This is a genomic window from Bacteroides sp. AF34-31BH (assembly GCF_003602795.1).
Classification (GTDB): Bacteria; Bacteroidota; Bacteroidia; order Bacteroidales; family Bacteroidaceae; genus Bacteroides; species Bacteroides uniformis.
On the sequence record NZ_QTLV01000003.1, the window covers coordinates 402,695 to 420,944 of the forward strand.

Here is an 18,250-nt window from a genome sequence, read left to right on the forward strand (position 1 = left end):
TACCTATTGTTATACGTTGAAAACGCTGCAAAGGTAGGTATTCTATGTATTGCTTGTTATCGTTGTATCCTGATTTTTTTTATGTCGTTTGTAGAGTCGGGCGGGTTGTTCCTGCCGGACGGGTAATTGTTTGTTGCAGAGGGGCACGTGTGCGTACACATGAATGCTGGGAATACCTAATGTTAAATATTATAATAATTATGGTCTGAACGGTAAAAAGACCGATGTTTGCAATGTAGATATTGCAAAATTGTGTACTTTTGCGGCGTGAATAACACATACTGCCGATTCTTAATAGACAATTAAAATATCATGCAAAGATTAATTAACGAAATTGTTGAGCGTGCCAAAGCAAACCGCCAACGAATTGTTCTTCCCGAGGGTACGGAAGAGCGTACACTGAAAGCTGCCAATCAAATCTTGACTGACGGAGTAGCCGACTTGATTATCCTTGGAAAACCTGCCGAGATAGAGGCTTGTGCCAAAGAGTGGGGGCTGGGAAATATAAACAAGGCTACCATTATCGACCCGGAAGACCATCCTAAGAAAGAAGAATATGCCCAACTGCTTTGCGAGCTCCGCAAAAAGAAAGGCATGACCATCGAAGAGGCTCGCAAGTTGGTTGTCGATCCGCTTTATCTGGGCTGCCTGATTATAAAGAACGGCGACGCTGACGGCCAGTTGGCAGGTGCACGCAACACTACGGGTAATGTACTTCGCCCTGCTTTGCAGATTATCAAGACTTCCCCGGGCATCACTTGCGTTTCGGGTGCCATGCTGCTGCTGACACATGCTCCTGAATATGGAAAGAACGGTATCCTGGTGATGGGTGACGTGGCTGTGACTCCGGTGCCCGATGCAGAACAATTGGCACAGATTGCCGTATGTACGGCGCGTACAGCCCAGGCAGTTGCCGGTCTCGACCCGAAAGTTGCCATGCTGAGCTTCTCTACCAAGGGCTCTGCCAAGCACGAAGTGGTGGATAAAGTGGTTGAGGCATTGAAGATTGCCAAGGAGATGGCTCCCGATATTGCCATCGACGGTGAGTTGCAGGCCGATGCAGCTTTGGTGCCGGAAGTAGGTGCAAGCAAGGCTCCGGGTTCTTCTATCGCCGGACATGCTAACGTATTGGTTGTCCCCAGCCTCGAAGTGGGCAACATCTCCTACAAACTGGTGCAACGTCTGGGACATGCTGATGCCGTAGGACCTATCCTGCAAGGTATCGCCCGTCCGGTGAACGACCTTTCACGCGGTTGCTCCATCGAGGATGTGTACCGCATGATTGCCATCACTGCCAACCAGGCCATTGCTGCCAAAAAGAATGCTGAATAACTTTTAAATCTGATATATAGTATGAAAATCTTAGTATTGAACTGCGGTAGCTCGTCCATCAAATACAAATTGTTTGATATGGACCGGAAAGAAGTTATCGCCCAGGGTGGTATCGAAAAAATTGGTTTGAAGGACTCTTTCCTGAAGTTCACCTTGCCCAGTGGCGAGAAGAAAGTTCTTGAGAGGGACATTCCAGAGCATACCGTAGGTGTGGAATTTATCCTGAACACTTTGACAAGCCCTGAATATGGAGCCATCAAGTCTTTGGACGAAATCAATGCCGTAGGTCACCGTATGGTGCATGGAGGCGAAAAGTTCAGCGAGTCTGTACGGCTGACGCCGGAAGTGCTTGCCGCCTTCACTGCCTGCAACGACCTGGCTCCGCTCCACAATCCTGCTAACCTGAAGGGGGTAAATGCAATATCTGCCATTCTGCCTAATGTTCCGCAGATTGGTGTGTTCGATACGGCTTTCCATCAGACCATGCCGAAGCATGCCTATCTGTATGCCGTGCCTTACGAACTTTATGAAAAGTACGGCGTACGCCGTTATGGTTTCCACGGAACCTCACACCGCTACGTATCGCAGCGCGTCTGCGAGTTCCTGGGTGTAGAGCCGGAAGGAAAGAAAATCATCACTTGCCACATTGGCAACGGTGGTTCCATTACTGCCATCAAGGACGGTAAGTGTGTAGACACCAGCATGGGCTTGACCCCGCTGGAAGGTCTGATGATGGGTACCCGCAGTGGTGATATTGATGCCGGTGCCGTTTCCTTCATCATGGAGAAAGAGGGTCTGGATGCCAACGGCATCTCCAACCTGTTGAACAAGAAGAGCGGTGTGCTGGGTATCTTCGGTGAATCCAGTGACATGCGCGACCTGGAAAATGCCGTAGCTGCCGGCAATCCGAAGGCTGTTCTGGCTGAAGAAATGTACTTCTACCGCATCAAGAAATATATCGGTGCCTATGCTGCTGCTTTGGGTGGTGTGGATATCGTGGTATTTACCGGTGGTGTCGGCGAGAATCAGGCAAGTGCCCGCTGGGGTGCATGTGAAGGCCTGGAATTCATGGGCATAAAGCTGGATGCCGAGAAGAACAAAGTACGCGGTGAAGAAATGGTTATCTCTACCGAAGATTCTCAGGTGAAGGTGGTGGTAATCCCCACTGACGAGGAACTGATGATTGCTTCGGACACGATGGATATTCTGAAGAAGTAATATCGCTGTAATATTTCCCGGTTCCGGCTTCCCGGAGTCCGGATGTGGTTTCGCCCCTGCAAATATGTAATGTATTTGTAGGGGCGAAATGTTTTCCGAATCCTTTAAAATACCTATCTTTGTTACTCGGTTAAAAACAATAAAGGCAATTTTCCGAATAACTTTAAATAAGAACTGCTTATGAAACGATTAATGTATGTGTTGTTCTTTGTACTGCTGACCAGCGGCATGGCCTATGCCCAGCAGGCGAAGTACGTGTTTTATTTCATCGGTGATGGAATGGGTGTGAACCAGGTGAACGGTACGGAGATGTATCTGGCCGAACAAGAAGGGCGCATCGGTGTAAAGCCTTTGCTGTTCACTTCTTTCCCGGTTGCCAGCATGGCAACTACCTTTTCTGCCACCAACTCGGTGACTGACTCTTCTGCTGCCGGAACGGCCCTGGCTACCGGTGCAAAGACCTATAACGGCGCCATCGGTATGGACGATAACAAGAGTGTGCTCCAGAGTGTGGCCGAGAGAGCCAAAAAGTCCGGTAAGAAAGTTGGGGTAACTACCAGCGTCAGCGTAGACCATGCTACTCCCGCTGCATTCTATGCCCACCAGCCGGACCGTGGTATGTATTACGAGATAGCCCTCGACCTGCCGAAAGCCGGTTTCGACTTCTATGCAGGCGGTGGTTTCTTGAAACCGACTACTACTGCCGACAAGAAAGAGGCTCCGAGCATCTTCCCTATCTTTGAAGAAGCCGGCTATACCGTTGCAAGAGGCCTTGACGAATACAAGTCGAAGTCTGCCCAGGCGGACAAGATGATTCTTATCCAGAAAGAAGGGGCAGAGCCTTCTTGTCTGCCCTATGCCATCGACCGCCAGGAAGGCGACCTGACACTGGCCGAAATTACCGAAAGCGCCATCTCTTTCTTGACCAAAGGCAGTAACAAGGGTTTCTTCCTGATGGTTGAAGGTGGAAAGATTGACTGGGCCTGCCACGGAAACGACCCCGCCACAGTCTTTGAGGAAGTGGTGGATATGGACAACGCCATCAAGGTGGCTTACGACTTCTATAAGAAGCATCCCAAAGAAACGCTGATTGTGGTAACTGCCGACCATGAAACCGGCGGTCTGGGGCTGGGTACCGGTAAGTACGAGCTTCAACTGAAAGCCCTTGCCAAGCAGAAGCAGTCTCAGGATATCCTTTCACGTTCCATCACGGATTTACGCAAGATGCGCAAGGTTATCAACTGGCCGGAAATGAAGGAATTCCTGGCAGAAAAGATGGGTTTCTGGAAAGAGCTGCCGGTGAGCTGGGAGCAGGAGAAGATGCTGCGTGATGCTTACGAAGAATCATTTGTGAACAAGCATGTAGTGTTTGAGGAAAGTCTTTATGCCAAGACTGAGCCCCTGGCCGTTGCCGCCAAGAAGGTAATGAGCCAGATTGCCATGGTAGGCTGGACCAGCGGTGGCCATACAGCCGGATATGTGCCGGTATTCGCAGTAGGTGCAGGCTCCAAGCTGTTCGTGGGTAAGATGGACAACACGGAAATCCCGAAACGCATAGCCAAGGCTGGCGGATACAAATAATAGACAGTCACCACAGATTACACGGATTCTCACAGATTGGAAGCTCTGAAATCAAGTATAAGAGACTAATCTGTGAGAATCTGTGCTATCTGTGGTGATTATTCCTTAAGGTCCTTCTTTATAATTTCATCCATCTCCCGGATACGTTTCTCCCGTTCCTTGGCGGATTTTACTTTCTGGTCCTTGTATCCGGTATCTGTCCGTTCGGAGACCTCTTCGCTCCATTCCTCGAATTCATCCGTTGCCGGACGTCCGTGCGGGTCTATGTTCTCTTCGGCAATCGGGTCGTTTCTGTAAATCATATCATCCATAACGCTAATGTTTTTAATGTTATGATGTTACTACAACCATGCCGGGAAAAAGTTCCGGTAACCTTCACTTTTTCGTAATCATTTATAAGAATAAACGTTTTATAGCGCGGGCAGCAGGTACTTCCATATTAGATTCAGCTCTGCCTGCATGTCGGGGATGTTGGCGGTGACGGCAATGACGGCATCCTTGTCCGGCAACACCAGTATGTATTGTCCGTTGGCACCATCGGCACGGTAGGCGTTGTGGCGGCAGCGCCACATCTGGTAGCCGTAGCCCTGCAGCCAGTCGCTTGTCTTGGCGCTCATCTTCGCTTTCTTCAGCATCTCCGGTTTCATGCCGGCGGGCAGTGAGGGCACTTGGCAGGCAGATGCCTCCTTTACCCATTCTTCGGGCAGAATCTGCTGTCCGTTCCAGTTTCCTTTCTGCAGGAACAGTTGTCCCATCTTGGCAAGGTCTTCCGTTTTGAGGTACAATCCCCAGCCTCCGGTATTGATGCCTTGCGGGCTTTCCTGCCACCGGGCGTTGACGATGCCAAGCGGGCGGAACAGACGGGGATAGAGATAATCCACCACTTTCTCGCCCGTCACTTTCTGTACGATGGCTGAGAGCATGTAGGTTCCCAGGCTGTTGTAGGTGTAGAAGGTACCGGGCTTGTGCTCCACGGGGAAGGCAAGGAACTCCTGCACCCAATCGGCGTCCGCCTTTTTGCGTACCGTTCCGGTGGGGTCGGTGTCGTGCCCGCAGTTCATGGTCAGCAGGTCGCGTACGGTCATGGCTGCCAGATTTTCGCTGACGGTTGCCGGAAGCTTGTCGGGGAAGAAGGAGATGACCTTGTCCGTCAGCTTCAGCCTGCCTTCGGAGGCGGCAAGTCCCACGGCGGTGGCGGTGAATGTCTTGCTGACGGAGTTCAGGATGTGAGGCTCATCCTCTTTCCCTTCGCCCATCCATTCTTCGGCAATGACATTGCCGTGTTGCACAATCATGATACTGTGCAGGTCTTGTCCGGCTTTCTTTACGGCATCCAGATATCTGTTCATGGCCTTGTCCAGCTTCGGAGTAGCGGCGGCGCGGGGCAGGCCCTTGGTCAGTTGGTTGATGGAAATCAGCTTTATGCCTTTGTCCTCAATGGCTTTCCGGACGCGGGGGCTTGTCAGCAGGTCGGTCACTCCCTGGCGGTCCAGCGCCACGTCCTCATATCCGATGTGGAAGACGGTTTTCATTTCATCGTTGTCCAGTGCCGGGTGGTCTAAGAAAAGGTAGCGCTGGCCCGGTTGCAACTTGTCCAATGCCTTGATGAAGCTGGCCTCTTTTTCTTCGGCGGTTCTTTTGGGGCCGTCGTACCCGATGTAGGTAAACCGGTAGTCCTTGGAGGAGTCCATGCGGTCGATGGACGGCAGGTTGTATTCTTTGGCGAGCCGTTGTACCAGCTCGTTCACTTCTTTGCTGAAACCGGTGGAGAGCATGTGTCCGGACAGATGGCTGAGTTGCGGAATGCTTTTCAGCGTCGTCTCTATCTGTGCGCGGAACTCCTGCTCTATCTCCTTGATGTCCCATTTCTGCTCCATGATGGACTGTCCCGGATAGGCGGGGTTAGGGAACATCATCGGGTAGAAATAGCCGTTCTCGTCCGTCAGGCTGGGGCAGTGGGTCAGCGGACGCCACTTCACGTTCTCCCACTCGCTGGTGATGACGAGGTGCAGGCCGACGTCCAGTCCCGGATTTTCTTTCAGCATCTTGATGGCTTCCGGATACCAGGCTGCTACGGGCATCACTTCCACGCTGCGGGCAATACCCGAGCGGTAGGTCTGGATGCAGGCTTCGTTGACGGAATGCAGGGCACCGAGATCGTCAATGCGGATGACAAGTGTCGGGGCGCCGGATTGTCCCCATACCGGCAATGCTCCTGCTGCGAGCAGGCATCCGGCAATCATGTTTTTCAGTCTTAAAGGTTTCATGGGTGGTAATGGTATGATGGTTAACAGTTTGGCAATGCGGGTTATAGCTTCGTCTCTCCCTCCACAAAATTCTCAAGGAAGAGGTTCTCGCCGTCAAAGACGGCGTACGAGAAGTAGTTTATCCAGTCGCCGAGGATGAGGATGCGGGCGGTACTGCTCAGCATCAGGTCCAGTTCGATGTGGCGGTGACCGTAGATGAAGTAGTTGATGTTGGGATGGCTTTTCAGGTATTCCTTGGTGTAGAGCACCAGGTATTCGTTGTTTTCTCCCATGTATGCGGGCTCTTTCCCGTCTATGCGTTTCAAGCGGCTGTGCTTGGCCCAGTTCAGTCCCAGCTCCATGCTCCAGCGGGGGTGCAGGGCAGAGAACAGCGTCTGTAGGGTACGGCTGCGGAACATGGCGCGCAGCATCTTGAACTTCTTGTCCGGGTCGCCCAGCCCGTCACCGTGGGCAAGGTAGAACTCTTTTCCGAAGATTTCGGTGGTCAGCGGTTCGCGGTGTATCATGACGCCGCACTCCTTGGTCAGATAGTCGCCGCACCAAAGGTCATGGTTTCCCGTGAAAAAGTGGACTTCTACTCCCAGGTCGGTCAGTTCGGACAGCTTGCCCAGAAAGCGGGTGTATCCTTTGGGCACTACGGTACGGAATTCGTACCAGAAGTCGAACATGTCTCCCAGCAGGTATACGGCCGATGCCTTGTGCTTGATGCTGTCCAAGAAGTTGACCAGCCTCCGTTCTTGGGTTCGTCCGTGTTCGATGGCTCGTGAGCCCAGGTGAGCATCCGAGAGGAAATATACATTCTTCATTTTCAACTTTCCATTTTCAACTTTGAACTTTCAACTGATTTAAAGGAATCCCAGCTCCAGTTTCGCTTCTTCGCTCATCATGTCCTTGTCCCACTCGGGTTCGAAAACGAGATTGATGGTGGCGGAGGTTACGCCGTCGATGGATTCCACCTTCTGGCGCACATCTTCCATGATGAAGTCGGCTGCCGGACAGTTGGGGGCAGTCAGCGTCATGTCGATGGAGGCTTCTCCCTGGTCGGAGACGTCTATTTTGTAAATCAGTCCCAGGTCGTATACATTTACCGGTATTTCCGGGTCGAATACGGTCTTGAGCATGGAGACTATTTTCTCTTCTATTTCAAATTTGGTCATATTCGTAGGGTTTTATATATAGGTTTTCAAAGAACAAAGCTATGGAATTTAATTGAAAATGCAAAGGAACGCCCTCCTTTTCATTACTTCAGAAAGGGTTTGACGGTGGGGAAACACGCTTCACCCGCTGGGGGAACTCCCTTTACCCCTGGGGAAACTCCTTTTACAATAGGCGGTAAAGGTCTTTACAATATGGGGTAAAGGGCGTTACAATATAGGGTAACGGCTTTTACATACCGCGGTAACGGCTTTTACATTGGCTGGTAAATAGCAGGTAAATACAATGTGCTGATAGTTAGTGTTATGACCGCTTTTGTCTTTCGTATAGTATGTCCGTAACTTGGATTATTTATAGCAATCCTTCGTCGTTGAAGCTGTAATGGCTTCCGTCCGTGACGATGACGTGGTCGGTCAGGTGTATGTTCATGGTTTGGGCGGCTTTCCTCACGAGTTCCGTCAGCCGCTGGTCGTCGTTACTGGGGTGCGGGTTGCCGGAGGGATGGTTGTGGATAAGGGCTATCTGTGTGGCGCGTTGCAGCAGGGCTTCGCGCAGGATGCTGCGCACGTCGGCGGTGGTCTGGTCGATGCCGCCGCGGCTGATGCGTACCTTGTCTATCACTTTGGCGGCGTGGTTCATAAGCAGTACCCAGAATTCTTCTGTGGCAAGGTCGCAGAGCAGGGGATGGAACAGCTCGTAGATGTCGGCGGAAGAGCGGATGGCGGTACGTCCGGAGCGTTCCTGCAGCTTGCGGCGTTTGCCCAGTTCCAGGGATGCCATGACGGTGATGCTTTTGGCGGGGCCCATGCCTTTGAATCGGGAGAAATCCCGCACCTCCCATTTGCCCAGGCGGTTGAGGTCGTTGCCGCAGGCGGCGAGTATGCGCTGCATCAGTGTCACGGCGGTTTCTTCCGTATTGCCGGAGCCGATGAGGATGGCTAGCAGTTCGGCATCGCTCAAGGCTTCCGCTCCTTTCTGCATCATCTTTTCCCGCGGGCGGTCCTCTGCAGCCCACTGGTTGATATTCAGTTTCTCCATATCATCCCTAATCCTTAACCCCTAATCCTCCTTATTTGTAAAAGTTCTTTTTGAACGCCTCGAACTCGTCCTTGCCAAGTATGCAGCGGTTCCACCAGGCGCGCAGGAACCCCGTCCCGTATCCGATGAGCTGGATGAAGGAGGCGGCAACGGAGTAGAGCCCGATGCTGAGGCTACGGTTCCGGATAGTGGAATCGATGCATACCAGAAGCGCATAAAGAGCGATGGGCAGCAGGCTGTACGGACAGAAGAGCGTTCCCAGCAGGAATATGGCCACTCCCAGGGTAAATGCGGCCGGCAGCAGGTGGACGAGCTTCAGTGATTCCGGATACTTCTTGTACAGATTGATGCGGGCAATCCCGGAATTGTGTACCTGCTTGAAGAATTTTCGGAAGTCTGTCCGTCGCTTGTGGTATACCCAGGCACCGGGGAACAGCCGGCATGTATATCCTCCCTTGAAGATTCGGATGCTGAAGTCGATGTCCTCCCCGAAGCGCATCCGCGAGAATCCGCCCAGGGCTTGGTACACTTCCCGCCGCACACCCATGTTGAAGCTGCGCGGATAGAACTTGTCCATCTTCTTCTTCCCCCCACGGATACCGCCGGTGGTGAAGAAGGAGGTCATGGAGTAGTTGATGGCTTTCTGTATGTTTGTGAATGATTCGTGCGCGCGGTCGGGGCCTCCGAAGGCATCGGCGGCTTCGTGCTGCAGCTCTTCTTCCACAGCAAGGAAATAACCTTCGGGCAGGATGCAGTCCGAATCCAGTATTATCAGGTATTCGCCCTTGCTTCGTTCCACCCCGTAGTTACGGGTCTGCCCGGGGCCGGAGTTGGGCTTGTCATAGTAATGCACGTCCAATAGTTCCTGATACTTCTCTGTGACCGGCTTGCAGGGGATGGAGGAGCCGTCCTCCACCACAATCACTTCAAAATCCTTGAAACTTTGCCGCGTCAGGCTTTGCAGCAGTTCGTCTACCTCATCGGGGCGGTTGTATACGGGGATGATGACGGAGTATCTCATGGGTATGGCTCTATGTTTTGGTTATCTCCGCAAAGATATATCATTTAAGCTTTGCAGATGAATAAATGGAAAGAAAAATCCCCGGATGCCAAGTGGAGCACCGGGGATGATATGAAAAGGGCATTTGCCTGATTTCCAAAAGGGCTTATGCTTTTACGCGGCTTACGTAAGAACCGTCGCGCGTATCGATTTCGATAGTCTCGCCTTCGTTGATGAACAAGGGGACGCGGACTGTGGCGCCGGATTCTACTGTGGCGGGCTTCAGCGTGTTGGTGGCTGTGTCGCCTTTCAGTCCCGGTTCCGTATAGGTAATCTTCTGCTGAACCTTGATGGGCACGTCGGCATAGAGCACGGTTTCTGTGGAAGCGTCTGATACCACGTCTACTATCATTCCTTCGAGCAAGAAGTCAACACCGTTGATGAGGTCGTGGGCGATGGGAATTTGGTCAAAAGTCTCCTGGTTCATGAATTGGTAGTTGTCACCGTCATGATAGAGGTATTGGTGGGGACGACGTTCTACACGTACGTCTTCCAGTTTCTCACCGATGTTGAAACGGCGTTCCAGAACGTAACCGTTCACCACGTCTTTCAGCTTGGTGCGCATGAAAGTATTACCTTTTCCCGGCTTTACATGCAGGAAGTCGATACAGAAATACAGCTTGCCGTCCATACGGATGCAAGTTCCGATTTTAATGTCTTGGGCATTAATCATACTTATAGTCTTTAATATTATTATATTGGTATTTACTTCGTTAGTGCTGGTTTGCGGGTGCAAAAGTAATGGAATTCGGTAAAAAACACAAAAACTTTTGAGAGAAAATGAGTTATCTCTTGGTTTATTTGAAAAAAGTATCTATTTTTGCAGCCCGAATTCGTGAGAATAATAACATAAAACAAGATACAGTAATGAAAAGAACATTTCAACCCTCGAACAGAAAGAGAAAGAACAAACACGGTTTCCGTGAGAGAATGGCTACAGCAAACGGCCGCAGAGTATTGGCAGCACGTCGTGCTAAAGGCAGAAAGAAACTGACTGTTTCTGACGAATACAACGGAGTAAAGGCATAATAGTCGTTCTCGTTCGTATTAAAGAAATAAGGGAGCTGCAAAAGACTGATTCTGGTCTTTTGCAGCTTTTCTTATGTATTGTGCCCGCTTCTCCGGAAAAAACTATTGCCAACTCCGTGTACTATGTGGTGAAAATTGTATCTTTGTCCCAAATAATGCATTATCGATTATGACAATAAAAGATTTTTTCTCTTTCCGGCAGAACCGGTTCTTCTGGGCGAACATACTTGCGATGGCCGTTGTGGTAGTGGGATTGCTGTTCGGAGTGCTGAAAGGACTGGATATATATACCCGCCACGGCGAGGCTGTGATAGTGCCCGATGTGAAGGGCATGGGAGTGGAGGAAGCCGAGAAAATGTTCCGTAACCGCGGCTTGGTCTGCATCGTTTCGGATTCCAGTTATGTCAAGACTCTTCCTGCCGGCTGCATCCTCGAATATAATCCGGCAGCCGGACAAAAGGTAAAGGAAGGACGTACCATCTATCTTACAATCAATACGATTGAAGTCCCTCTGCACATAGTACCCGATGTGGCGGACAACAGTTCGCTGCGGCAGGCGGAAGCGCGTATTCTGGCTTCGGGCTTCAAGCTGGCCGAGATACAGTATATTCCGGGAGAGAAGGACTGGGTGTATGGCGTGAAGTATAAGGGCCGTCAGCTTTCCATCGGCGAGAAAGTGCCCGCCGGTGCAGTGCTGACGCTGATGGTGGGAGATGGAGGCGCCTTGCAGGCAGACTCCCTGGGAGTGGATTCTGTGGGAGGTACCGTTGAACCCGTGTTGTCCGAAGACTCCGCGGCAGATGAGTCCTGGTTCTGATAAACATCTGACTCCAATCGTAAATTGTAAATAGTCAAATTGTAAATGCCGTGATGATAGAAGAATTGCCGGATGATATAGATAATGATGAGCTGGACGACGTAGAGCCGGTGGGTGACGAGGCGCAACTCTATGAACACTTCCGTGTGGTGGTGGACAAGGGGCAGGAGATGATGCGGGTGGACAAGTATCTGTTCGACCGCTTGACGAACTCCTCGCGTAATCGCATCCAGAAGGCTGCCGATGCAGGCTTCGTGATGGCGAACGGCAAGGCTGTGAAAAGCAGCTATAAGGTGAAGCCGATGGATGTAATCACTGTGATGATGGACCGTCCACGCTATGAGAATGAAGTCATCCCCGAAGACATCCCCCTTGATATAGTATATGAGGACAAGTATCTGATGGTAGTGAACAAACCTGCCGGTCTGGTGGTGCACCCCGGTCATGGCAACTATCACGGTACGCTTGTCAACGCCATAGCCTGGCATATGAAGGATAATCCCGATTATGATGCCAATGACCCGCATGTGGGACTGGTGCACCGCATCGACAAGGACACCTCCGGCCTGCTGGTGATAGCCAAGACTCCGGATGCCAAGACGAATCTCGGCAACCAGTTCTTCAACAAGACGACAAAACGCCGTTACCAGGCGCTGGTCTGGGGAAATGTGGAACAGGATGAAGGGACCGTTGTCGGCAATATCGGTCGTAATCCCAGAGACCGCATGCAGATGACCGTCCTCCCCGACGACCAGGGAAAGCATGCCGTCACCCATTACCGGGTGCTCGAACGTTTGGGATACGTCACACTCGTGGAATGTATCCTTGAAACGGGACGCACCCATCAAATCCGTGTGCACATGAAGCACATCGGACACATACTTTTCAACGACGAACGTTACGGCGGACACGAAATCCTGAAAGGAACCCATTTTGCCAAATACAAACAATTTGTAAACAACTGCTTCGACACTTGTCCGCGGCAGGCATTGCATGCCATGACGCTGGGGTTTGTGCATCCCGTCACCGGAGAAGAAATGTACTTCACTTCGGAATTGCCCGATGACATGACCCGGCTGATAGACAAATGGAGAGGCTATATCAGTAACAGAGAATTAGAATGAAACGCACGATTGCTATTGTAGCCGGAGGAGATACCTCCGAATTCCACGTCTCCCTGCGTAGTGCACAGGGGATTTACTCCTTCATCGACAAGGAGAAGTATACCTTATATATTGTAGAAATGCACGGACTGGACTGGCATGTACAGCTGCCCGACGGCGCTAAGGCTCCGGTAGACCGCAATGACTTCAGCTTCGTGCTGGATGGCGAGAAAGTGACATTCGACTTTGCCTATATCACCATCCACGGAACTCCGGGTGAGGACGGCCGTCTGCAGGGCTATTTTGATATGCTCCACATCCCTTATTCGTGTTGCGGAGTACTGGCAGCGTCGCTCACGTACGATAAGTTTGCCTGCAACCAGTATCTGAAAGGTTTCGGTGTGCGCATTGCCGAATCGTTGTTGCTGCGCGGCGGACAGTCGGTAACGGATGAAGATGTGATGGAGAAAATCGGCCTGCCTTGTTTCATTAAGCCCAGCTTGGGAGGTTCCAGCTTCGGCGTGACCAAGGTGACGGCGAAAGAGCAGATACAGCCTGCCATAACCAAGGCATTTGCGGAAGCGCAGGAAGTAGTGGTGGAGGCCTTTATGGACGGAACCGAGATTACCTGCGGCTGTTACAAAACAAAAGACAAGTCCGTAGTGTTCCCCATTACGGAGGTGGTGAGCTACAACGAGTACTTCGATTATGAAGCTAAGTATAATGGTGCGTCTGACGAGATTACTCCCGCCCGTATCTCGGACGATTTGACCCGCCGGGTGCAGACGCTGACTTCTGCCATTTATGATATACTCGGGGCCTACGGCATTATCCGTGTGGACTATATCATTACCGAAGGGGAAAAAATCAATCTGCTGGAGGTGAATACCACCCCCGGAATGACTGCCACCAGCTTTATTCCCCAGCAGGTTCGTGCTGCCGGAATGGAGATGAAGGATGTAATGACAGATATTATAGAAAACAAGTTTAAGGATTAATCATTATTCATTATGAATGCGAACGTGGAATTTGATGAAATCCGTCCTTATCATGATGAGGAACTTCCTCAAGTCTATGAGGAACTGATTGCCGATGCGGCGTTCCGGCAGGCAGTGGATACTGTGATGCCTGGTGTACCTTTTGAAGTCTGGTCGCAGAAAATGCGCGCGTGTAAAACCAAGCTGGAATTTCAGAAGACCTTCTGCTATGGGCTTCTGTGGAAATTGGCGAAGGAGGCTACGGATGGATTGACTTTGGACCATACCGCGTTGCCGGCAGACAAGTCGGCGGCGTATACCTATATCTCCAATCATCGCGACATTATTCTCGATTCCGGTTTCTTGTCCATTCTTTTGGTAGACCAGGGTATGGATACGGTAGAGATAGCCATTGGCGACAACCTGCTTGTCTATCCGTGGATTAAGAAATTCGTGCGTGTCAACAAGTCCTTCATCGTGCTGCGTGCGTTGACCATGCGCCAGATGCTGGAGGCTTCCGCACGCATGTCCCGCTATATGCATTATACCATCAGTGAGAAGAAACAGTCTATCTGGATTGCACAACGTGAAGGGCGTGCCAAGGATTCCAACGACCGCACGCAGGACAGTGTGCTGAAGATGCTGGCAATAGGCGGTGAAGGCGACGTCATTGACCGCTTAATGGAAATGAATATAGCTCCGCTTGCCATTTCCTATGAATACGACCCTTGCGACTTCCTGAAAGCGCAGGAGTTCCAACTGAAACGGGACATTGAAGGCTATAAGAAAACGACGGCTGACGACTTGCTGAATATGCAGACCGGACTGTTCGGCTATAAAGGGCGGGTACATTTCCAGACGGGTGCCTGCATGAATGATGAATTGGCGAAGATGGACCGTTCACTTCCGAAGCCCGAACTCTTTGCACGCATGTCTGCACTGATAGACAAACGCATTCATGCCAGCTACCGGATGTATCCCAATAATTATGTGGCACACGACCTTCTCGAGGGGAAGGAGGATTTTTCCGACCATTACACTGCCGAGGATAAGCAGCGCTTCACGGCCTATATAGAACAACAGTTGGAGCGTATCTCCATTCCTAATAAGGACGTGGACTTTCTGCGCGGAAAAATGCTGCTGATGTATGCCAACCCGTTGAAGAATTATCTGGCGGCTATAAAAGAATGAATACATGAAGAAGTACTGTGATTGGTGGCTTTTGCCTTTGTTGGCCTGTCTGTTGGCTGGTTGTGGCGATGATGATTATCATTATCCTTCCGTGAAGTTGGAATTCTTGACTGCCTTTTCGGGGGCTGACGGCTATCTGCGGTCTGTTGTGACGGATGAAGGGGAAACCTTGCCGGTAGTGGAGGACAAGACAAAGACGAACATAGAGGCAAACGCCTCGGTACGTGTCATCAGTAATTATGCTTCGGAGGTAACTGCCGATGGAACTGCCGGTGCGGTGCTGTATGCCTTGAGCGGTGTTCTTTCTGTCGTTCCCCAAACGGTCGACAAGTTCGAGGAGGGCGTCAAGACAGACCCTACTGATGTACTGGGTATCTGGATGGGACTCGACTATCTCAATATGACACTGATAGTCAAGGAGAATGGTGAACATAAGTTCCATTTTATTGAGGATGAAGTGATTGTGGATACTGCTACCGGGTGTAGTGAAGTATATCTGACGCTGTATCATGACGCAAAGGAGGAGGTGGTGTCTTATACCAGGCGTGCCTACGCTTCCGTACCTTTGCGGCAGTATGCGGCAGAGGGTATACAGAAGGTTATGGTTCATTTCAGTGTGCACACTTATTCCGGTGACATCAAGACTTACGATTTTGTTTATAACCCTGACTAAAATGAAATATTCGATGAAGACATTGTTCGCGGGCCTTTGCCTCGTTTTTACCACCCTCTTTTCCTGCCAGCAGAAGGAGGGACAGTTCAAGTCTGTTTCGGTAGATGACTTTTCCACATTGATAGCCAATCCGGAGGTGCAGCTTCTGGATGTGCGTACTGTTGCCGAATACTCGGAAGGACACGTGCCCCATAGTATCAATATCAATGTGCTGGATGAGTCGTTTGAAACGATGGCCGACTCCACTTTGCAGAAGGACAAACCGGTTGCTGTATATTGTCGTAGTGGTAAGCGTAGTAAAAAGGCCGCTGCCATACTGAGCAAAAAAGGATATATAATCTATGACCTTGACAAAGGTTTCATCGGTTGGGAAGAAGCGGGCAAGGAAGTGGAAAAGTAATAGCGGTGCAGCTGAAATGCATTTGCTATAACTTCTTTTTAGGCGCGGATTACGCGGATTTCACGGAAAAATTTAAGAAAAGAATCCGCGTTTTCCGCGTAATCCGCGCCTAAAAAGAATAAAGTAGTCTTGTTCTCTGGTTAGAGGCTTTCAAGCAGTCTCTTCAGCACCACTGTTGCTGAAATCTCCCGGTTGGCCGCTTCGGGGATTACGATGGACTGCGAGCTTTCTATCACATCATCCGTCACAATCATGTTGCGTCGAACCGGCAGGCAGTGCATGAAGTAGGCATTGTTGGTAACGGCCATCTGGCGCTCGCCTACTGTCCAGGTGCGGTCTTTGCTCAATATTTGTCCGTAGTTGTCGCCCGTATAGGCCGCCCAGTTCTTGGCATAGACAAAATCGGCTCCTTCAAAAGCTTTCATCTGGTCATATTCTACGCGGGCATTTCCTACGAACTTGGGGTCGAGTTCATAACCTTCAGGATGTGTAATCACAAAGTCATAATCAGTTGCATTCATCCATTCGGCAAAGGAGTTGGGGACAGCCTGGGGCAATGGACGCGGATGTGGAGCCCATGTCATCACTACTTTGGGGCGTGCCGTCTTCTTATATTCCTCAATGGTTATCAGGTCGGCAAAACTCTGCAGCGGATGGCGTGTGGCAGCCTCCATGGAGAATACCGGCCGGCCGGAATGCTTGATGAACTGCTCCAGTATCACTTCGTTGTAATCGTCTTCCTTATTTTCGAAGCGTGCAAAAGAACGTACGCCGATGACGTCGCAATAGCAGCCCATCACGGGAATGGCTTCCAGTAAGTGTTCCGGTTTGTCACCGTCCATGATGACACCACGCTCTGTCTCCAGTTTCCAGGCTCCCTGGTTGATGTCCAGTACAATTACGTTCATGCCCAGATTCAATGCAGCCTTCTGTGTACTGAGGCGGGTACGCAGGCTGGAGTTGAAGAAAATCATCATCAGCGTTTTGTTACGTCCCAGTTCCACATATTTGAAACGGTCTTTTTTAATCTCGAATGCTTCGTCCAGTGCAGACTTCAGGTTACCGATGTCCTGCACGCAAGTAAAGTTCTTCATATTTACAGTCTTTTTAGTGTATCTATATCTTTGTTATTCGGCTGTCAAGGTCTGGTCTGTCCGGAACCTTCGACAATCCATTTGTATGTGGTGATTTCTTCCAGAGCCATCGGACCGCGGGCGTGCAGCTTCTGTGTGCTGATGCCGATCTCGGCACCGAGTCCGAATTGTGCGCCGTCGGTGAAAGAGGTCGGTGCATTGACGTATACGCAAGCGGCGTCCACTTCCCGGCAGAACCATTCGGCACGTGTCTTGTCGTCCGTAATGATGCATTCGCTATGTTTGGAACCGTACTTCCGGATATGTGCCAATGCTTCCTGGAAAGAATTCACGGTTTTAATGGCCATCTTGTAGTCCAGGAACTCTCTGCCGTAGCAGTCTTCAGTGGCAAGTCTCAACAGCTCGACGGGATATTTGTCACGCAGACTGTGGTAGGCGGGTTCATCGGCAAATATCTCTACATTGCTTGATTGCAGCGGCAGGCATAGGTCGGGCAAATTAGCCAGGCTGTCGGCTTCGATAATTAGGCAATCCAAAGCGTTGCATACACTGACCCGGCGTGTCTTTGCATTGGCAATGATAGATGGAGCTATGCTTATATCGCCATAGCGGTCGAAGAACGTATGGCATACGCCGGCACCTGTCTCTATAACCGGTACTGTGGCATTCTGGCGTACGAAGTTTATCAGGCTGCTGCTGCCGCGCGGAATTATCAAATCTACATAATCGTTGGCATGCAGTAGTTCGGCAGTCGCCTCTCTGTCGGCAGGAAGCAGTTCCACGATATGTGTATCTACGTTGAAATGCTCCAGTACCTCGTGTATCACGCTGATTATGGCACGGTTGGAATAGTCTGCATCGCTTCCGCCTTTCAGAATACAGGCATTGCCGCTTTTAAGGCAGAGTGAGAATACATCGAAACTGACGTTGGGACGGGCTTCGTAGATAATGCCTATGACACCGAAAGGTACACTGACCCTTTTTATCTTCAATCCGTTGGGTAATACGTTCTCTTTAAGGACTTTTCCCAAAGGAGAAGGGAGGGCGGCTACGTTGCGGATGTCCGCAGCGATGTCCTGCAAACGGCTTTTTGTCAGTTTCAGGCGGTCGTATTTAGGGTCGGTAGAAGGCATACGTTCCAAATCCTTCTGGTTTTCACTCAGAATGAAGGCTGTTTTGTTTATGGCAGCGTCTGCAACAGCCAGTAATATTTGGTTGATTTCTTTGTCGCTCAACGCTAGCATGTTACGGCTGGCATCTTGTACGGCGACAAAAGTTTTGTTTAAGTTCATTTTCTTACTGAGTATAGAGTGAT

Annotated in this window: 19 protein-coding genes; 10 read left to right on the forward strand and 9 right to left on the reverse strand. The window is 50.6% G+C overall.

Going from position 1 to position 18,250, the window contains the following annotated elements:
* Nucleotides 1-312: 312 nt before the first annotated feature.
* The 3 genes from pta to DWZ67_RS07670 all read left to right on the forward strand — a co-directional run bounded on the left by pta (nt 313) and on the right by DWZ67_RS07670 (nt 4,131).
* Entirely contained in the window at nt 313-1,332 is a 1,020-nt protein-coding gene (gene pta, locus DWZ67_RS07660; protein ID WP_005824889.1) for a phosphate acetyltransferase, read from the forward strand.
* Nucleotides 1,333-1,353: 21 nt separating this feature from the next.
* Nucleotides 1,354-2,550 carry an acetate/propionate family kinase gene (locus DWZ67_RS07665; protein WP_022401075.1) on the forward strand — a complete coding sequence of 399 codons (1,197 nt, stop codon included), beginning with the start codon at nt 1,354-1,356 and terminating at the stop codon, nt 2,548-2,550.
* Nucleotides 2,551-2,730: 180 nt separating this feature from the next.
* A complete protein-coding gene (locus DWZ67_RS07670; RefSeq protein WP_057086992.1) occupies nt 2,731-4,131 on the forward strand; it encodes an alkaline phosphatase in 1,401 nt (466 codons plus the stop codon).
* 98 nt (nt 4,132-4,229) lie between these two features.
* Here the strand turns inward: DWZ67_RS07670 and DWZ67_RS07675 are convergent, their stop codons facing one another.
* From DWZ67_RS07675 to efp, 7 genes are all read right to left on the reverse strand, one after another.
* Nucleotides 4,230-4,442 (reverse strand): hypothetical protein, encoded by a 213-nt coding sequence (locus tag DWZ67_RS07675; RefSeq protein ID WP_005824882.1) that lies wholly within the window; start codon nt 4,440-4,442, stop codon nt 4,230-4,232.
* 99 nt (nt 4,443-4,541) lie between these two features.
* The gene (locus DWZ67_RS07680) at nt 4,542-6,398 is read right to left on the reverse strand and encodes a ChbG/HpnK family deacetylase (RefSeq protein WP_120138505.1); all 1,857 of its coding nucleotides are present in this window, start codon (nt 6,396-6,398) and stop codon (nt 4,542-4,544) included.
* A gap of 41 nt (nt 6,399-6,439) precedes the next feature.
* Nucleotides 6,440-7,204: a UDP-2,3-diacylglucosamine diphosphatase gene (locus DWZ67_RS07685; RefSeq protein ID WP_005824878.1), complete on the reverse strand. Its 765-nt coding sequence runs from the start codon at nt 7,202-7,204 to the stop codon at nt 6,440-6,442.
* 39 nt (nt 7,205-7,243) lie between these two features.
* Nucleotides 7,244-7,555, reverse strand: a complete 312-nt coding sequence (locus DWZ67_RS07690; RefSeq protein ID WP_005824875.1) for a metal-sulfur cluster assembly factor — start codon at nt 7,553-7,555, stop codon at nt 7,244-7,246.
* A gap of 349 nt (nt 7,556-7,904) precedes the next feature.
* Nucleotides 7,905-8,591 carry a RadC family protein gene (gene radC / locus DWZ67_RS07695; RefSeq protein ID WP_005825180.1) on the reverse strand — a complete coding sequence of 229 codons (687 nt, stop codon included), beginning with the start codon at nt 8,589-8,591 and terminating at the stop codon, nt 7,905-7,907.
* 31 nt (nt 8,592-8,622) lie between these two features.
* On the reverse strand, nt 8,623-9,612 hold the full coding sequence (locus tag DWZ67_RS07700) for a glycosyltransferase (protein ID WP_120138507.1): 990 nt from the start codon (nt 9,610-9,612) through the stop codon (nt 8,623-8,625).
* 145 nt (nt 9,613-9,757) lie between these two features.
* Nucleotides 9,758-10,324: an elongation factor P gene (gene efp / locus DWZ67_RS07705; RefSeq protein WP_005825176.1), complete on the reverse strand. Its 567-nt coding sequence runs from the start codon at nt 10,322-10,324 to the stop codon at nt 9,758-9,760.
* A 194-nt stretch (nt 10,325-10,518) separates the two neighbouring features.
* Between efp and rpmH the strand changes: the two genes are divergently transcribed.
* The 7 genes from rpmH to DWZ67_RS07740 all read left to right on the forward strand — a co-directional run bounded on the left by rpmH (nt 10,519) and on the right by DWZ67_RS07740 (nt 15,841).
* A complete protein-coding gene (gene rpmH, locus DWZ67_RS07710; RefSeq protein ID WP_004292199.1) occupies nt 10,519-10,680 on the forward strand; it encodes a 50S ribosomal protein L34 in 162 nt (53 codons plus the stop codon).
* Nucleotides 10,681-10,849: 169 nt separating this feature from the next.
* A complete protein-coding gene (locus tag DWZ67_RS07715) occupies nt 10,850-11,497 on the forward strand; it encodes a PASTA domain-containing protein (RefSeq protein ID WP_034532686.1) in 648 nt (215 codons plus the stop codon).
* Between the two features lie 53 nt (nt 11,498-11,550).
* Nucleotides 11,551-12,621: an RluA family pseudouridine synthase gene (locus tag DWZ67_RS07720; protein ID WP_120138509.1), complete on the forward strand. Its 1,071-nt coding sequence runs from the start codon at nt 11,551-11,553 to the stop codon at nt 12,619-12,621.
* The gene (locus DWZ67_RS07725) at nt 12,618-13,598 is read left to right on the forward strand and encodes a D-alanine--D-alanine ligase (RefSeq protein WP_117749648.1); all 981 of its coding nucleotides are present in this window, start codon (nt 12,618-12,620) and stop codon (nt 13,596-13,598) included. The genes DWZ67_RS07720 and DWZ67_RS07725 overlap by 4 nt, the downstream gene beginning before the upstream one ends.
* Before the next feature lie 12 nt (nt 13,599-13,610).
* The gene (locus tag DWZ67_RS07730) at nt 13,611-14,768 is read left to right on the forward strand and encodes a hypothetical protein (protein WP_005825164.1); all 1,158 of its coding nucleotides are present in this window, start codon (nt 13,611-13,613) and stop codon (nt 14,766-14,768) included.
* 4 nt (nt 14,769-14,772) lie between these two features.
* Nucleotides 14,773-15,441 (forward strand): hypothetical protein, encoded by a 669-nt coding sequence (locus DWZ67_RS07735; RefSeq protein WP_005834744.1) that lies wholly within the window; start codon nt 14,773-14,775, stop codon nt 15,439-15,441.
* Nucleotides 15,442-15,454: 13 nt separating this feature from the next.
* Complete coding sequence (locus DWZ67_RS07740) at nt 15,455-15,841, forward strand: rhodanese-like domain-containing protein (RefSeq protein WP_008662859.1); 387 nt, start codon at nt 15,455-15,457, stop codon at nt 15,839-15,841.
* A 140-nt stretch (nt 15,842-15,981) separates the two neighbouring features.
* On the opposite strand, the gene DWZ67_RS07745 is transcribed toward DWZ67_RS07740, so the two are convergent.
* Nucleotides 15,982-16,935 carry an acetylornithine carbamoyltransferase gene (locus DWZ67_RS07745; protein WP_120138511.1) on the reverse strand — a complete coding sequence of 318 codons (954 nt, stop codon included), beginning with the start codon at nt 16,933-16,935 and terminating at the stop codon, nt 15,982-15,984.
* A 44-nt stretch (nt 16,936-16,979) separates the two neighbouring features.
* Nucleotides 16,980-18,227, reverse strand: a complete 1,248-nt coding sequence (locus DWZ67_RS07750) for a glutamate-5-semialdehyde dehydrogenase (protein ID WP_120138513.1) — start codon at nt 18,225-18,227, stop codon at nt 16,980-16,982.
* Nucleotides 18,228-18,250: the final 23 nt, after the last annotated feature.

Bases quoted from the DNA above. Each gene is read 5' to 3' on its own strand.
- DWZ67_RS07685 (WP_005824878.1), bottom strand. From the start codon at position 7,204: ATGAAGAATGTATATTTCCTCTCGGATGCTCACCTGGGCTCACGAGCC.
- DWZ67_RS07670 (WP_057086992.1), top strand. From the start codon at position 2,731: ATGAAACGATTAATGTATGTGTTGTTCTTTGTACTGCTGACCAGCGGC.
- DWZ67_RS07745 (WP_120138511.1), bottom strand. From the start codon at position 16,935: ATGAAGAACTTTACTTGCGTGCAGGACATCGGTAACCTGAAGTCTGCA.
- DWZ67_RS07675 (WP_005824882.1), bottom strand. From the start codon at position 4,442: ATGGATGATATGATTTACAGAAACGACCCGATTGCCGAAGAGAACATA.
- pta (WP_005824889.1), top strand. From the start codon at position 313: ATGCAAAGATTAATTAACGAAATTGTTGAGCGTGCCAAAGCAAACCGC.
- DWZ67_RS07730 (WP_005825164.1), top strand. From the start codon at position 13,611: ATGAATGCGAACGTGGAATTTGATGAAATCCGTCCTTATCATGATGAG.
- DWZ67_RS07700 (WP_120138507.1), bottom strand. From the start codon at position 9,612: ATGAGATACTCCGTCATCATCCCCGTATACAACCGCCCCGATGAGGTA.
- DWZ67_RS07715 (WP_034532686.1), top strand. From the start codon at position 10,850: ATGACAATAAAAGATTTTTTCTCTTTCCGGCAGAACCGGTTCTTCTGG.
- DWZ67_RS07680 (WP_120138505.1), bottom strand. From the start codon at position 6,398: ATGAAACCTTTAAGACTGAAAAACATGATTGCCGGATGCCTGCTCGCA.
- DWZ67_RS07740 (WP_008662859.1), top strand. From the start codon at position 15,455: ATGAAGACATTGTTCGCGGGCCTTTGCCTCGTTTTTACCACCCTCTTT.
- DWZ67_RS07735 (WP_005834744.1), top strand. From the start codon at position 14,773: ATGAAGAAGTACTGTGATTGGTGGCTTTTGCCTTTGTTGGCCTGTCTG.
- DWZ67_RS07690 (WP_005824875.1), bottom strand. From the start codon at position 7,555: ATGACCAAATTTGAAATAGAAGAGAAAATAGTCTCCATGCTCAAGACC.
- radC (WP_005825180.1), bottom strand. From the start codon at position 8,591: ATGGAGAAACTGAATATCAACCAGTGGGCTGCAGAGGACCGCCCGCGG.
- DWZ67_RS07750 (WP_120138513.1), bottom strand. From the start codon at position 18,227: ATGAACTTAAACAAAACTTTTGTCGCCGTACAAGATGCCAGCCGTAAC.
- DWZ67_RS07665 (WP_022401075.1), top strand. From the start codon at position 1,354: ATGAAAATCTTAGTATTGAACTGCGGTAGCTCGTCCATCAAATACAAA.
- DWZ67_RS07720 (WP_120138509.1), top strand. From the start codon at position 11,551: ATGATAGAAGAATTGCCGGATGATATAGATAATGATGAGCTGGACGAC.
- efp (WP_005825176.1), bottom strand. From the start codon at position 10,324: ATGATTAATGCCCAAGACATTAAAATCGGAACTTGCATCCGTATGGAC.
- DWZ67_RS07725 (WP_117749648.1), top strand. From the start codon at position 12,618: ATGAAACGCACGATTGCTATTGTAGCCGGAGGAGATACCTCCGAATTC.
- rpmH (WP_004292199.1), top strand. From the start codon at position 10,519: ATGAAAAGAACATTTCAACCCTCGAACAGAAAGAGAAAGAACAAACAC.